Genomic DNA, 15,247 nt, shown 5'->3' with positions numbered 1-15,247 from the left:
CCACTCGGGATGGCTATGTGAGAACAGATGTGTTTGTCAAATACATGTGCTCGGGATGAGGGTGGCTGAGGAAATCGTGGTGTGAAATCGCCCACCCGTACGCCCCGGCGTACAAAAAGAGAACCACGTCACCGATACGGATGCGGTCGATGGGCACATCCCTGGCAAATGCGTCTTTCGGCGTGCAAAGCTGGCCGACGATGGTCACATCGCTGTCCTTGATTTCCTTCCGCTCGAACGGATAGTTCCAGATGTCCAGCGGCACGACGGCGAATGGATGGTTGTGCTGCCAGGACACCGGCAGACGGAAATGGTGCGTCCCTCCCCTGACGATGACAAAATGCTTGCCGTGGTTTTTCTTGATGTCGATCACTTCCGCGGCATAGTAGCCGCAGGCTGCTGTCAAAAACCTCCCGCATTCAAACAGAATCGAGGTCCCCTCTTTGTTCCGCTCGCTGATGAGACGGGAAAGGCCGTCGGCAAACTCGCTCCATCCAAACTGGCTGCCGATGTCAGCGTAATTGATCCCGATCCCGCCCCCGACGTTGATCGTAGAGATGTTGATATCGTATTGCCCGGACCAGCCATCCACCTTGTCAAAATAATAGGCGAGCAGCGCCAGATGGCTGCGCCAGTCGAGCTGGTTGGACAGCGAGTGCAGATGGAAGCCCTCCAGCGAAATGTGCGGGCAGGACAACGCCAGATGGATCGCTTCTCCGACGAGCGATTCGTCGATGCCAAACTGCGTCGGCGTCCCTGCCATGGCGAGAGTCGCTTGCGGGAAGGGTCCGCTCAGATTGATGCGGAGGAGGATGGGGACGGTCCTGTTCATGGCTGCGGCAATGTGTTCGACTCTTTTCAGCTCGTGCATGCTCTCCACATGCAAGAGCGTGACCCGCTGCTCAATCGCTCCTCTGATTTCCTCATCCGTCTTCCCTGGCCCGCCGAAGATGACAGGGGTCCGTTCACTTGCGGCCCGCGCCTTCATCACTTCGCCGAGGGAAGCCACCTCAAAGCCGTGCACACGCCCGCTGAGCGTTTTCAGAATCTCCGGGTCGGAGTTGGCCTTCATCGCGTAAAACAGCCGGCAGGAAGGAGGAAGTGCGCGTGTCACTTCCTCGGCATGCCGGGAAAGTCCCTCCAGATCGTACAAATAGGCACATATCGGCTGGTCTTGGGTGCGCTTTTTTTCCTCGATGATCCGAGCCAGTTGATTTAACTGGTTCAGGGGACCTGGTGGATACGGCAGATTCATACCATCAGCTCCTTCAAGGCGCTGTGCAGCGGATTGGGAACCGCATGCTCCCGGTACAGGGTTTCTCCGCATAAACGGCGGATCGTCAATTGCCCGACCAGCACGTTCTCCTGGAACAGATCGAGCTTGGCGAACAGTTCGCGAAGCTGAGGGAATTGCTTTTGGTAAGCAAGAATAATCTCGGCAGCCATCGCCCAAAAGGTGTGCTCGGAAAAACCATACTGGTCCTCCAGGAACATGGCAAACTCCGACAGGTTGATATGGAAAAACGCATCGTGCAAAAAGTCGGTGACCTCGGAAGCCTGCTCGGTGGCCATGGACGAAATCACATTGGAATGGAAGGCAGGCGGAGCCTTCAGATGGGGCTGGGACGCTTTATCGGCCAATTCCCCTGTGTAGTAGCGGATGCCTCCGGGAAAATCGCGCAGAGCGACCCGCGTGGGCATTCCGTTGCGGTGGAGCAGCACCATGTTTTGGGCATGCGATTCCAGGGCGATGCCGTGGGCATACATGAAATGCACGAGCGGGAGAATGGAGGCTTCCAGCACGCGCTTCAGCCATGCAGGCAAGCCGTATGTCTGGACCCATGCATTAATGAAAGGAATGCCGTCCGCACCGATGTGGCACAGCGCCGTAAAGGGAACGGCGCTTTCGTCCGAGTCCAGATAAAGGGACACATTTTCCCGCCAAATCGCGCCCAATGAACCGTACATCTCCCTTTGAACGGCTTCGGGCAGATCCGGATCGGAAAAGTGGACGCCCAGCACCTCCTGCAGCAAGACCACACGGTGTTCGTCCCGCAAGTAAGGATCGCTTTTGCGGATCGACTCCAGCCAATCGGAGACAATCGCGGCGTTTTCCACATGATGATGGCCGAGAATGCGGCTTGCCGACGTATTCTGGATGCCCAGCGAAACCTTGACGTACGCCTTCCCGGGAGACGTCCGGTTGGTCAGTGTGCGGATGGACTGCTGGGGGCTGTAAGCATCGGTACCCTCCCCCAAAAGAAGAAGCTGTCCGCTGCCGATCTGCTCGAAAAAGGCGTCCGCAACTTTCCTCTCCCACTGCCACGGGTGAACAGGCACGAGCGCGTACTCCTTTGGATCGTATCCCCGGCTTCGGATTTGCTCGGCGAACGTGCGGTACAAAGCTTCTCCCAGCTCGCTTCTCAGAAATTCCTCAACATCCAGTCCCGCCGAGGAGGAGACGACGGCGCGCTGCTTGTGCACGGCTACCCAGAAGAGCTTGAACAACGGCTTGAAGTCGGGGCCATAGGCCGCATTGTCCGCCGGGCTGAAGCCGATCCTTGACTTGTAGCAAGGGTGGTACGGATGGCCGTCCAGAATGTCTCCTTCCAGCTCGGCATAGCTGTGGGCCGGGGAAGCGGGCGGACGCTTCGTCTGCAGAAACTTGGCGTGCGTGTCATGAAGCAGCGTTTGGCGGATTTCCTTGAGAAAGCCTTCCAACTGCTTCGGCTCCTCTTTGGCGGTCGGGCCGATTTCTTCGAGAAAGGTTGCCAGGCAAACGGCTTCCGTCTCGTTGCCGTCTACCCTTCTCATGATGGGTGCGGCCGTCAAACGGACCCTCGCGTAGCTCAGCTTCCTTTGGCCGCGGCAAAGATATTGCACCGGTTTTCCTGTCCGGGTGCGGCCCTCCAGCACGAATCCCCTCTCGCCGTCAGGAAGCGCCAGCGATTTTTCCTCGACCAGCTCTTCGTAGATCAGGGATTCCACGATCTGCCGGAAAATCCGTCTGCGTACCTTGGCGTATTCGGGACTGCGCAAGGCGGCCTCCCAATCCTGCATCGGGAGAGCGGGATCAAAAGATTTGCTCATAACGTTCTCCATGGTTTCACCCCTTCGTGGTAAAGGCAGTTCGTGTACGGTTTGTCGCTCTTCAGCAGCGTATCGGATTGGGAATGTCGACATAGAGCGGCGATTCGCCTCTCCGCTGAAAGATGCTGACCAGATTGGCTTTTGCCGGCAAGGTTTGGTCATGCAGCAAAGCATCGATGCAGTCTGCCATTCGCTTGGACAAGAGGCGCTGGCGCTGCTCCAGCAGGGTATTTCTGACTATGCTCCAGAACGCGGACTCGTCCTGCCCGCCGTATTTGGCAAGGGTACGGACGACATAGCCGAGGTGGTTGACAAAAAAGTAGTATTGCAAACGGAGCCACGCCTGCTCCCGCGTATAGAGAACCGGGCTGTCCGCATCTACCAGTCCGCCGACCCAGCCCTTGCCAATGGCGACTTGCCGGTCTACGCTGATGCCCTCCAGATCGCGCACGTACAGCTTGACGGGCCAGCCGTTCTCCAGCTTGACCAGCGAATTTTGGGCGTGTGCTTCCAGACTCACTCCCATTTCCGCAAAAAGCGAGAGGATTGGCAGCATGCTGATCGCAAGGTACTGCCGGAACCAATCGCCCAGATCGGGCAAACGGCTCTCTTCGTGGTCCCGCATGGCACGGAATAAAGCGGGTTCGGTCTCGCCGGGCGGCGTTTCCATCAAGGAGCCGACGACGAAGGCAGGACTTTCCTTGCCCATCAGCTCGGGCGGATTTTCCCGAAAGACAACGGCGCATTCCTGCATGAACAGGTCGTTTTCCTGAGGGGGAACATCCGGCAGGGAGATGCTCCGATACCCGTATTCCATCAATACCTGCAAGCGCTCGGTATAAAAGGCTTCCTGTTCGTGCCGGACGATTTTCGCCGCATCCATCGTCCGCTTGATTTGCTCCTGCGTGTTTACTCTGACAAAGTTCGTGATGCGCACATGGAGCGGCAGCTTGTATTGGCAGCAGTGTCCAGGCTCCCAGACGGTCCTCACCGACGAAGTGGGATATGTGCGCTCTCCCAGCGGCCCCAGATCGGTGATTTTTCCCGCAAGAAAAAGGCTCCGGAATGGCTCGCGCGAGGAAAGGTAGTGTGCCTGCCACGGGTGGCAAGGAAGCAGCTTGTAATGTTCTCTTCCCCTCTCCGCTTTTGATGCCGCCGCTTTCCGAACACCTTGCGGGATGCAAGCTTCCTGGCTGTCCCCTTCAGGGGCTTGAATCCACTCCTCCACGATCAGCTCAGGGGAAACAGCCAAATAGTGCAGCTGAAATGACGCCCCCAGCTCCGGTGCGAACCTGCGCAGCTCCCCTTTGGCGAATCCTTCCGAGCTCTTCGGGGTCGGGTGAAACGGATGGCCGCGAAAGAGCGATTGTTCCGACGGAAGAAAGCCGTGGGACGGATGCCGAGTCTTTTGCTGGAGCAGGAAATGCCGAAGGTAGCTTTCTGTTTTTTGCACGCTGTTTTGGATGTTCAGAAGCAGTTCGCCTTTCTTTTGGAGGCGAATGTCTTCGTTCTTTTCCAGGCAGGAAAGCTCATCGAGGATAAAATGAATCAGCTGCCAGCCTTCCACCTTTTGATAGGAAGACCCCGTTGTTTGATAGAAAGAGGTGCCATACGCGTGTTGCCCCCCTCTGGACCAAAAGCTCATCTCCCCTGCGAGTGAAACGCCGGTGTTGGGCAAGTCAAGGCGAAACATCGCCCCGTCCGTGAGCGGAATGGATAGCTGTTTTTGATCAGGCTGGACTCTCGGGTCAAAAATGCCGTTTTCGCGAAGATAGGCGTTCAAAATCCGCTCGATTGCCGCATGTTCGGCCAGCCGCGCCTCCAGTGGCTTGTGCGGCTCCAGCGGCTCCAATGGCTCCGGTGCCTCCATTGCCTCCAGCGGCCGCTTTTGGTGAACGGTACCCTCTGCATGTTTCATTGCCGGATCCCCTGCCTTTCGTTTTCAAAAATTCCGAAAAGGTTGCTCGGAAAGCAAAGCGTCAATACAAGGAAAGCGGAAGGCCGACCCCGAGCTCCACTGCCCTCTGATACATTTTTTGGGCGCAGGCGATGTCCTCGACAGCCATGCCCATCGGGTTGAGGATAATGATTTCTTCGTCTGTCTCCCGGCCGCATTTTTCGCCGATGACGATTTCGCCCAGCTCCGCATGCAGCCGCTCGCGCGAGAATTTTCCTTCCAACACGAGCTGGTTGATCACTTTTTTCTCCCGGTTGCACTGCTCCCAGTCGTCGACAACCACCTTGTCGGCGCGGATAAACACTTCTTTATGCAAGTCCATAATCGAGACATTGCTGACAAAGGCCCCTTTTTGCAGCCATTCAAACGGAATGTAGGGCTGGTCCGCGACGGTGCACGTCACGACGACTTCTCCCTGGCGAATCGCTTGCTCGGCTGATCGGTCCACGGCAAAAGCGACAGCCGGGAAGGCTTCAGCCATATCCTGGGCGAGCTGCCGGGCCGCCTTTTCGTGCAGGTCGAACAAATGGACGGATTGAATCTGGGGGAATTGTTCCAGCAGGGATTGGAGCTGCCGTCTGGCGATGAGTCCGCAGCCGATGCACGATACGGTGGCAAACCCTTGCTTGGCCAAGTGGCGGGCAGCCACGACCGTGACCGCCGCCGTTCTCATGCTGCTGATCATGCCCGCCTCCATCACCGCGATCGGGTAGCGTGAGACAGGATCGTTCAAAATAATCAGACCGCTCGCTCTCTCCAGCCCTCTTTTTTCCGGATTGTCATGCTTGCTGCCGATCCATTTGATGCCGGAGACGGAATCCTCCCCGCCGACATGCGCAGGCATGGCAATAATCCGGTCGGCGATATGGCCGTCTTTTTCGTCTGTCCGCAGGTACGGCTTCAACGGCTGGACGTATTGGCCGCGGGCGTGCTTGGCGAGCACCTCGGCGATGGCTTCGACATAGAGGGCGGACGTGTTCCCGCCCAGTGAAGCGATGGCCTCCCTGTTGAGATAAAGCAGGGAGGGAGCATGGGAAGCAGCATGGTTCGTGAGCGCGTTTTGCTGATTGGTTGCGTGGATCACGGGACACACCTCTTTCGTTTTGCGTAGTGTTTAAAGCGAAGGCAAACCGGATGCCCAATCGTCATCGTAAACCGTGTCGAGGTAACGGTCCCCTCTGTCCGGCAGGATGACGGCGATGCGATAGGAGGGAGGAAAGGAGGGAAGCAGCTTCCGAACAGCGGCGATGACCGAACCGGAAGAACCTCCGGCGAAGATCCCCTCGTGGAACAGCAGGTCCCTGCAGCCCTGCACGGATTCGCGATCGCTCACGTGCACGACCTCGTCAATTTCGTCCGGGTTCAACAGCTCGGGGACGCGGCTGGAGCCGATGCCCGGCAGTTCCCGGGGAGCGGAGGGTGAACCGAAGATGACCGAGCCGACTGCATCCACTGCCACGATTTTGATGCTCGGAAAAGCTTCCCGCAGGCGACGGGCGTTGCCCATGATGCTGCCTGTCGTGCTCACGGCGGCAAACAGGCAATCTACCGGCCCGTCCAGTTGTTCCACGATCTCGCTGCCGGTCCCGTGATAATGGGCCTTCCAGTTCAGCTCGTTGGCGTACTGGTTGATCCAGAAGCTGTCGGGGAGTATGGTCAACAGCTCCTTTACTCTGCGGATACGGGTCTGCAAATATCCGCCCTGGTCGTCAGGCTGATCCACCATGTCAATATTTGCGCCGAGCTGGTGCAGGATTTGGAGATTTGCCTTCGTAATTTTCGGATCGACGACGCATGTAAACGATAAGCCGTAGACTCTGGCAACCATTGCAAGCGCGACGCCGAGGTTGCCGGATGTGCTCTCGATGATGTGGGTGCCGGGACGAATCGTCCCATCCCGCAGCCCCTGTTCGACGATGTAGCGGGCGGGACGGTCCTTCATGCTGCCGCCCGGGTTCATAAACTCAAGCTTCGCCAGCACGCTCAGCCCTGGACGCGCAAAAAGCCGTTTGAGCTGAACGAGAGGAGTGTGTCCGACGCAATCGACGATGGAGGATGCGATAGTGGGTCGTGTTCCTGCAAAAGGCATACGGTTGCCCTCCCTCAAATAAAAATGATAATCATTATCATTGTCGTTCAAAAAAATGAGGATTTGCCTGATAGGAAGATCCCTTTGCGTTTATATCCATGCTTGATTTTGCTACATTCAGAAAAGGCGCCCTACTTTGCCCAGCAAAAAACGGGGTGCGAAAACGAACGCCGTGACCAGGCTGTACCGGCCAAAGTCTGTCTGGTTGACGGCTTTTCGTGTTTTTGCGAAAACAGTTTCACTTCACCCTCACCGATCAGAAAATCACCTCCTTTCCCGTCCAATTCTCCCGTGGGCAACCCCATTTTAGATGATATTGATAATCATTGTCAATAATGTCTTTTCCTTACATTTTTCCTGATTTTTTATTTTCCGTCAGAAGCAGATAAATAAAATATGGGGCCCCGATCATCGCTGTAATCAATCCGCAGGGAAGCTCTACCGGAGCAGCGATCGTCCGGCCTACAAAATCGGAAGCAAGAACAAGGAGCCCGCCGGTCAGTGCAGAGGCCGGAAGCAGCGTCGTATGGGAGGGACCGAACAACCGTCTGGCGATATGGGGAGCCATCAAGCCGACAAAATACACGGTTCCGGCGGTCGCCACGGAAGCTGCTGCCAAAGCGACGCTGACCAGAATCAGCCCGCCCCGCACCCACTCGATTTTGCTGCCGAGCCCTTTGGAGACGTCGTCGCCGAGCTGCAGCAGGTTCAGTTGGCGGGAAAGCAGAAACGCCAGCGGGAGAAACAGGATCATCCAGGGAAGGAGGGCATAGAAGTGCTCCCAGCCTCTGCCGTAGACGCTTCCCGTCATCCAGATCAGGGCCTGCGTCACGAGCATGATCTTTCCCGACATCATGATGATCGTAATAAAGGCTTGCGCGATTGCGGAGACGCCCACTCCGACCAAAATGATCCGGTACATCGAGCTCCCCTCCTTCCAGCCGAGCCAGTAGGTGAGAATCGCCGCGAGCAGCGCTCCTGCAAAGGCGGCAGGCGGCAAAAAGCCGAGCGGAACCGCCGGCAGGGCGACGATGACGAGAACAGCGGCGAGAGATGCCCCTGCATTCAGTCCGATGACGCCGGGAGAAGCGAGAGGATTGGAGGTAATCCCTTGCAAAATCGCTCCCGAAACAGCCAGTCCCGCCCCTACCAGAAAAGCAATCAAAGCACGCGGAAGACGCAGCGTATTGACGATAAACGAATGTTCCCCGCTCCCCAGTCCGAACAGCGTCTGAACCACTTCCCACAAAGACAGCTCGTATTCGCCCGCCCCTATATTGGCCATAAAAAAAGCGATGGCAAGCAGGATGAGCAGGGCAAAAAGCGTTGTCGGGCGCCTATTCATCATTTCCCCTCTCATAGCTTGTGCACCCTCCTCCGCGCCAGGTAGATAAAGAATGGAGCCCCGATGATAGCTGTCATCACGCCGACAGGCAGCTCCTGGTTGTCCAAAATGAAGCGCGCCGCCACGTCAGCAAGCAGCAGCAACGCAGCTCCCGCTACCGCCGAGTAGGAAAAAATCCAGCGGTGGTCTTTGCCGACGATGGACCTGACCAGATGCGGAACAGCGAGCCCGACAAATCCGATGGGACCGGCCACCGCCACGCTGCTGCCAGAGAGCAGCACCACAGAAATGAAGGCGAGCGTTCGCACCATTTTCGTTGGCTGTCCCAGGCTTTTGGCTACATCGTCTCCGAGCTGCAGCGTATCGACTTCCCTGCTCAGGAAAAAGGCAAGCAACAGCCCGGCTGTCATAAAGGGAAGCACCTGAACGAGAAGCGCAAGATCCCGCCCTACGACCGACCCTGCCAGCCAAAAGCGCATTTCGTCAAGGGAGCGCTCGTGAAAGATCAGGATCGATTGGGTGGACGCGGACAAGAGGGTCGTGACAGAGACGCCGGCCAGCGTCAGCTTCAGAGGAGTCATGCCGCCGCGCCCGGCAGAACCGAGCAGAAAGACGAGGATGGACACCGCCCCCGCCCCGAGAAAGGCTGCCCATGCATAAAGGGTGAGATTATGCCCGCCGACGAGAAACAGGGACAGGACAACCAACAGCGCGGCTCCGTGATTGATGCCCAGCAGATCGGGAGCAGCCAATGGGTTTCGGGTCAGAGCCTGTGTCATAGCCCCCGCTACGGCGAGGCACGCTCCTACCGCCGCGGCAATCAACGCCCGGGGAAGACGGGTGGTAGAAATGATCAGATGTTCCCTGGACCCGTCAAATTCCAGGAATGCTTCGACAACCGTCAGCATACTGATGTCCACAATCCCAAATGAAATGCTGATCCCGATGAAGAGAAGGACTGCAACAAGTCCCATGATCAGCCCGGCAAGCAGCCGGAGATGTTTCCGCGATTTGCCCACAACGTTCACTCGCAATCCGGATGTGATTTACACAAATATCCTTGACAACCTTATTTATCAAGTATATGATTCGTAATTGTGAGAATAGTTATCATTCTCATGAAAAATATACAAAGCAAGGGGGAATCTGTCAATGTATTCCATGTCAAGACATGCCCTTTTCTTTTTTCTACTGATACTGTCGCTCTCTCTTTTCCTGGTTGGATGCGGCAATTCGGCTGCGCCATCCGCTCAGGGAGCACCGGCGTCCAACGCTGCGAACTCCAGTACCTCGCCCCAGGAGAATGCGCCAAGCCAGGAAGGTACGCAAGCGCATGCCGTAAAGGACGCGATGGGAGAAGTAAAGGTGCCGGCCGAACCCAAGCGCATCGTCGTTCTGGACAATGGCGCTCTGGATAATCTTCTGGCACTCGGCGTAACACCTGTTGGCGCTGCCACAGTGTCTCTCGACAAACCGTTTTTCTCGTATCTGGGCGACAAAACGAGCGGAATCGAAAAGGTGGGGACGATCGACCAGCCGAATCTGGAGGCCATCGCGGCATTAAAGCCGGATTTGATTCTGGGAACCAAAGACCAGCACGAAGCGATTCATTCCAAGCTGATGGAAATGGCCCCCACTGTTTTTGTTGAGACGATGGGGCTGGATTGGAAGGGAAACCTGAAGCTGCATGCCGAGGCTGTGGGGAAAGCGCAGGAAGCGGAAAAGCTGATAGCCGATTATGAAAAGCGGGTGGCTGACTTTCAAGCAAAGATGGGCGATAAGATCGGGAAAACAGAAGTTTCCGTGTTGCGGATGAATGCGGACCACGTTCGCATTTACCTGTCGGAATCGTACAGCGGGAAATTTATCGAGGAGCTTGGATTTCCCCGCCCGAAGGCCCAGTCGGAGAAAGACTTTGCCAAGAAAGCAACCGAGGAGCAAATCGCCGATATGGACGGAGACGTCATTTTCTGGTTCAGCCGCGACCAGGAAAACATCATGACAACCAAACTGAAGGGAAATCCCCTTTGGGCGACATTAAAGGCAGTTCAGGCCGGGAATGTGTATGAGGTATCGACTGACCCGTGGCTGAGCGGGATGGGGATTTTGTCGCGAAACCTGATGCTGGATGAAGTGATCAAGCATCTGGACAAGTAGAGTGGGCATTAATAATGGAGCCAGTGTGTTTCGGGGTTCGACCGGAGCATGCTGGCCTTTATTTTTTCTGAGAACGTCCACGGGCAAAAAATAAAATTCCACAGAAACCAGCTATTGACAGTTTGTATTTACAAATGTAATATCAAAGGCAGTCAGTTTCTTTTACAAATGTAAATGGTAAACCCAAATTGCCGGAGAGGGGAAAACATGGATATTTTGATTCGCGCTTTTCTTTGGTTCCTGGATGCTACCGCAGCGGCGAGCGTCGTCCTGCTGCTGGTGCTGGCTGTGCAAAGACTGCTGCGCCGCAGGCTGAGTCCCCGTCTTGTGCATGCTTTGTGGCTGCTGGTGCTGTTAAGGCTGCTAGTCCCTGTTTTTCCGGACAGTCCGGTGAGCATTTTCCACCTCTTGCAGCTGGGCAAGGCAAGCAAACAGGCCGTCGTGTTGGAATCGCTGGCTGAGAACCGGCTGCCTTCGGAGATGGTTGAAAATCTCCACTATGCTGCATTTCCAAAGACTCAGATGCATCCGCCGCTTATGGAAGGCTCGCAGCAGCCAGCGAACGTCCCTGCCCGTCAAGCAGATGAAGGGACGGAACAAGCGGGCTTATCCTATTCACTCGCTTTGCGACTAGCCGCTGTCGCGTGGCTGGCCGGAGCGGCGGCCCTGATTCTGTATGTGGCCGCATTTTCAGTGAAAATGGGTCGCCAGCGCAGACGGCTGGAGCTGCTGACAGATCCCCAAATCGTGTCAATCATAGAGGATTGCCGACTGCGCCTGGGGATCAGGGAACCTGTTCCTGTCTATACCGGACGACAGGGGAAAAGCCCGTACCTCTCCGGACTTTTCCGCCCGTGGATCTATTTGCCTCAGGAAATGGCCAGGGAGCTGAGCGCTTCCCAGCTTGCCCACATCCTTTTGCACGAGCTGGCCCATCACAAGAGAAAAGACATCATGTGGAATGCGATAGGGAGCTTGGCGCTGGCGATCCATTGGATGAATCCGCTGGTGTGGATTGGCATGAAGCGGATGAAAGCAGACAGGGAGCTAGCCTGCGACGCCTGCGTTCTGGAGGTGCTCGGCGAAGCGGAGGCGGTGCCATATGGGATGACGATCATCGAATGCCTGAAGCGCTTTTCGCCCGCTGGCCGCCAGTCTGAGCTGCTGTATTTTTTCGGACCCAATCAACAAATGGAAATGAAGAGGAGGATTCACATGATCAAGTCGTTTAAAAAGGGATCGTATAAACTGTCTGTCGCTGCCGTTTTATGCGTAGGGGTGCTGGGGGCAGCCACATTGACCAACGCCAGCAGTCCGGTGCCTTCGACTGGCCCGGTGCCCGCCAGCGCTCCTCAAACTCCCGGGAGCCAGTCCGCAAGCACGGAGACGGTTGAGAAGGAACGAATTCTGTTCGATTATGATTTTCAGCGGCCGTATGCCAGTCTGGAAAAGGTCGTCAAGATTTCCGGCTTCAAATTTAAGGTTCCGGCAGCCTTGCCTGACGGGTACCGTTTTACAGTCATCCACTTTGCCCCGAAGGAAAAAGCAGGCACAAGCTTGGCGTCATTGCGCTTTGCCAAAACTGTCGAGGGCATCAACCACGACAGCTTTCGGTTAAAGGCACAGCCTGCCGAGGCTGATCTGGAAGCCGTGACCGACGATTTCGATCAAAACGACTTTACAACGATAACGATTATGGATGGCGATAAAAAGACCGAAGAAAAATTGGAGAAGAAGAAAGAGACCTTCAACGTTAACGGGCAGAAAATCGTAAAATTCACCATACAGCACGGGGACGAAAAGGACTTTCAGCGGCATTATTTTTGGCAGGACCAAGGCGTCCAGTATGAGATCACAAATTCCGGATCAAACTTCAAGTTCAAGGATGACGAGATTATCAGCATCATCGGCTCGATGAAATATCCTGATGAGGAGCTGTACAAGCGATTTATCAGCGAAGAACAGTTGAACGAAGGCATTTACGACACAGGAGATGTAAAGCGGCTGCCTGAAGCGATTGGCTTTGTGCCCAAGTTTCCCTTTGAGCTCCCGGGAGCGATTCAAGCCGACCGTGCCTGGATTGGCGACAAGATGAACTTCAGTTTTCCAGAAAATGAGGCAGACAAAAAGAACAGGGATCTCACCATTTTCTATAAACCGAAGGATGAGACCAAGGCGGGAGTCAAAAGGGTAAAGCTTCAGCAAATCAAAAACAACAGCATGTACGAAACGATGAAGAAGAACGGTACCGTCGCTTTTGAGCGGATCGACGGCGAAAAAAATGAAGTGAAGCTGCAGCCGGTCAGCATAGCGGGAAAAGAGCTGCTCAAGACGGTCAGCCATAAAACAGACGGACCATTGAGCAGCGCGAGGGAGGCGGAGCTGGTCGTCTACTTCTGGAAAGAAGACGATGTATGCTTGAAGGTCACCTTTTGGAATGACGGCCCAGCCGATGACAGTCCCGAGCGGAACAGGATTTTGCAATTCCTGATGAATGAAAAGCCCATCGATTTGGTCAATTTCAAATAACATTGACAGCTTGCGTTTACGCCTGTACGATTATGACTCACAATTTCTTTTGTTTACGAGTGTAAATGGGAATTATAAAGGGAAGCAGGGTGACCATATGGCCAATACGCCGAAAATATCGGAATCCGAGTGGGAAATCATGAAGATAATCTGGAAGGACAACCCGATAACGGCCGACCAAATTACTCTGCAGCTGCCGAAAGAGATCGAGTGGAGCGATCAGACAGTCCGCACATTTATAAATCGACTATTGAAGAAAAAAGCCATCGGGTTCGAGAAAGAAGGAAGAAGCTACAAATACTACCCTTTGGTATCGGAAAAAGAATGTATTCGAGCCGAAAGCCAGTCTTTTCTCAAAAGAGTGTTCGGCGGAGCAGCTCATCTCATGGTCAGCAACTTTCTGGAAGATGCCCATCTATCCGAAAAGGAGATTGAGCAGCTGCAGAAAATTTTGCTGGAGAAGCAGGATTCCAACAAAAGGACATAACCTTTTCCATCGCAGCCTCGCTATTTTCTTGTACACAAGCAAACCAGAAAGAAGCTGTACCGCACAAAGACAGCTTCTTTTTTGCAATTCGTTTTGATAGGAAATTTGCTATCTTTTCTCCTATAATCCTTGGATTCACAGCCGCAATCGTGTACCTTAATAAAGGAGTTATTCATCGAGGCAACGATTATGTCCCCAGATACAGAGCAGTAGGGTCTAATAGTTTTCATCTAGTAGGAGTGTGAATCCATTGAGCTTATGGGAAGCGTTTGTCGCCCTGATCCTCGGACTGGTTGAGGGACTCACCGAGTTTGCGCCGGTCTCTTCTACCGGCCACATGATTATCGTCGACGATTTCTTGTTCCAGACCAAAGAACTGTATTCCCCGGAAGTCGCCAATACGTTTAAAATCGTGATCCAATTGGGGTCGATCCTCGCAGTCGTCGTTCTGATGTGGGACCGCTTCATGAACCTGCTCGGGCTCAAAAAGATGCCGGGCCAGTCCACCTCCGGACCGCGCCTGAATCTTTTGACCGTGCTGATCGGTCTCATTCCAGCCGGGATTTTTGGCGTTCTCTTTGACGATTACATCGATGAATACCTGTTCTCGACAAAGACGGTCGTCATCGGCCTCGTCATCGGTGCGCTGCTGATGATTGCGGCGGACTGGTTCCGTCCGGGCCGACCGAAAGTAGTGACAGTCGACCAAATCACCTATAAACAGGCGCTGATGGTCGGACTGATCCAATGCTTGTCGCTGTGGCCGGGCTTTTCTCGCTCCGGGTCCACGATCTCTGGCGGTGTCCTTCTCGGGATGAGCCACCGGGCGGCTGCCGATTTTACGTTTATCATGGCAGTGCCGATCATGGCGGGAGCAAGCTTCCTGTCGCTTTTGAAAAGATGGGAATACATCACCTTCGATGCCGTTCCTTTTTTCATCGTCGGGTTTATCAGCGCGTTTGTCTTTGCGCTTATTTCGATCCGCTTCTTCCTGAAGCTGATCAACCGCGTCAAGCTGGTTCCGTTTGCGATTTACCGCTTGGTGCTCGCGGCTGTGATTTACTTTGTGTTCCTGTAAGACGGCTTGATTTAACAGCCATGTACAGATTGACACGTCTCCTTGCCGAATGGAGACGTGTTTTTTTATGTGAAGCGTGCCCAGCAAGCCGTTAATTGCTAGTTGGTGAAAGTCCAACCGAGGCAGGAGCCAAGTCACCTCGTAGCTGACAGGCAACTGGTGGAGAAATCCTAAGGTTGAAGCCCTGTGACAAAGTAACTCGAAAGAGTGCGAGCAAATCAGCAGGCCGTAACATAAAGTGAATCCTGCAGCCTCGTTAAGAAAGACCACCGAGAGGTGGACAAAGGGAAGCCGAGCTTGTTTCATATGGGCGAAGGCCAAGGACGGTGTGGAGAACTTGGAATACAGCACCTATGAATCCCTCGGGGTATGGGGAGCGGTATGTTGAGAAAGTAGTTAACGGAACTGGGGAGACCCTACTCTGCACGCCCCGTCAGGAGCGTAAAACGGAAACCTATAACCGTAAGGGAAGTGGTGGATGGCAGAGAGGGAGTCGGAGGGGTTCATAGTACCGA

At 54.8% G+C, this 15,247-nt stretch carries 11 protein-coding genes; 4 read left to right on the top strand and 7 right to left on the bottom strand.

Annotated elements, in window-relative coordinates; translation table 11 throughout:
- Positions 1-13: 13 nt before the first annotated feature.
- From EDM54_RS22365 to EDM54_RS22325, 7 genes are all read right to left on the bottom strand, one after another.
- Entirely contained in the window at positions 14-1,255 is a 1,242-nt protein-coding gene (locus EDM54_RS22365; RefSeq protein ID WP_122958805.1) for a type III PLP-dependent enzyme, read from the bottom strand.
- Positions 1,252-3,090 carry an IucA/IucC family protein gene (locus tag EDM54_RS26255; protein WP_170208391.1) on the bottom strand — a complete coding sequence of 613 codons (1,839 nt, stop codon included), beginning with the start codon at positions 3,088-3,090 and terminating at the stop codon, positions 1,252-1,254. Before EDM54_RS26255 ends, EDM54_RS22365 begins: the two co-directional genes overlap by 4 nt.
- 61 nt (positions 3,091-3,151) lie before the next feature.
- Positions 3,152-5,008 carry an IucA/IucC family protein gene (locus tag EDM54_RS22345; RefSeq protein ID WP_122958803.1) on the bottom strand — a complete coding sequence of 619 codons (1,857 nt, stop codon included), beginning with the start codon at positions 5,006-5,008 and terminating at the stop codon, positions 3,152-3,154.
- 61 nt (positions 5,009-5,069) lie between these two features.
- Positions 5,070-6,068 carry a 2,3-diaminopropionate biosynthesis protein SbnB gene (gene sbnB, locus EDM54_RS22340; RefSeq protein ID WP_031932471.1) on the bottom strand — a complete coding sequence of 333 codons (999 nt, stop codon included), beginning with the start codon at positions 6,066-6,068 and terminating at the stop codon, positions 5,070-5,072.
- 93 nt (positions 6,069-6,161) lie between these two features.
- On the bottom strand, positions 6,162-7,136 hold the full coding sequence (sbnA, locus tag EDM54_RS22335) for a 2,3-diaminopropionate biosynthesis protein SbnA (RefSeq protein ID WP_003388741.1): 975 nt from the start codon (positions 7,134-7,136) through the stop codon (positions 6,162-6,164).
- A gap of 346 nt (positions 7,137-7,482) precedes the next feature.
- Positions 7,483-8,496 (bottom strand): FecCD family ABC transporter permease, encoded by a 1,014-nt coding sequence (locus tag EDM54_RS22330; protein WP_003388740.1) that lies wholly within the window; start codon positions 8,494-8,496, stop codon positions 7,483-7,485.
- On the bottom strand, positions 8,493-9,455 hold the full coding sequence (locus tag EDM54_RS22325; protein ID WP_081607767.1) for a FecCD family ABC transporter permease: 963 nt from the start codon (positions 9,453-9,455) through the stop codon (positions 8,493-8,495). The genes EDM54_RS22330 and EDM54_RS22325 overlap by 4 nt, the downstream gene beginning before the upstream one ends.
- A gap of 178 nt (positions 9,456-9,633) precedes the next feature.
- Between EDM54_RS22325 and EDM54_RS22320 the strand changes: the two genes are divergently transcribed.
- The 4 genes from EDM54_RS22320 to EDM54_RS22305 all read left to right on the top strand — a co-directional run bounded on the left by EDM54_RS22320 (position 9,634) and on the right by EDM54_RS22305 (position 14,732).
- On the top strand, positions 9,634-10,638 hold the full coding sequence (locus tag EDM54_RS22320; RefSeq protein ID WP_003388737.1) for an ABC transporter substrate-binding protein: 1,005 nt from the start codon (positions 9,634-9,636) through the stop codon (positions 10,636-10,638).
- A 207-nt stretch (positions 10,639-10,845) separates the two neighbouring features.
- Positions 10,846-13,167 (top strand): M56 family metallopeptidase, encoded by a 2,322-nt coding sequence (locus EDM54_RS22315; RefSeq protein ID WP_170208392.1) that lies wholly within the window; start codon positions 10,846-10,848, stop codon positions 13,165-13,167.
- Positions 13,168-13,264: 97 nt separating this feature from the next.
- The gene (locus EDM54_RS22310; RefSeq protein ID WP_003388735.1) at positions 13,265-13,654 is read left to right on the top strand and encodes a BlaI/MecI/CopY family transcriptional regulator; all 390 of its coding nucleotides are present in this window, start codon (positions 13,265-13,267) and stop codon (positions 13,652-13,654) included.
- 250 nt (positions 13,655-13,904) lie between these two features.
- Positions 13,905-14,732: an undecaprenyl-diphosphate phosphatase gene (locus EDM54_RS22305; RefSeq protein ID WP_024983682.1), complete on the top strand. Its 828-nt coding sequence runs from the start codon at positions 13,905-13,907 to the stop codon at positions 14,730-14,732.
- Positions 14,733-15,247: the final 515 nt, after the last annotated feature.

The sequence above is a fragment of the Brevibacillus borstelensis genome, from assembly GCF_003710865.1.
Classification (GTDB): domain Bacteria; phylum Bacillota; class Bacilli; order Brevibacillales; family Brevibacillaceae; genus Brevibacillus; species Brevibacillus borstelensis.
Note: the sequence above shows the minus strand (reverse complement) of the source record. Positions and strands in the feature narration are given on the sequence as shown.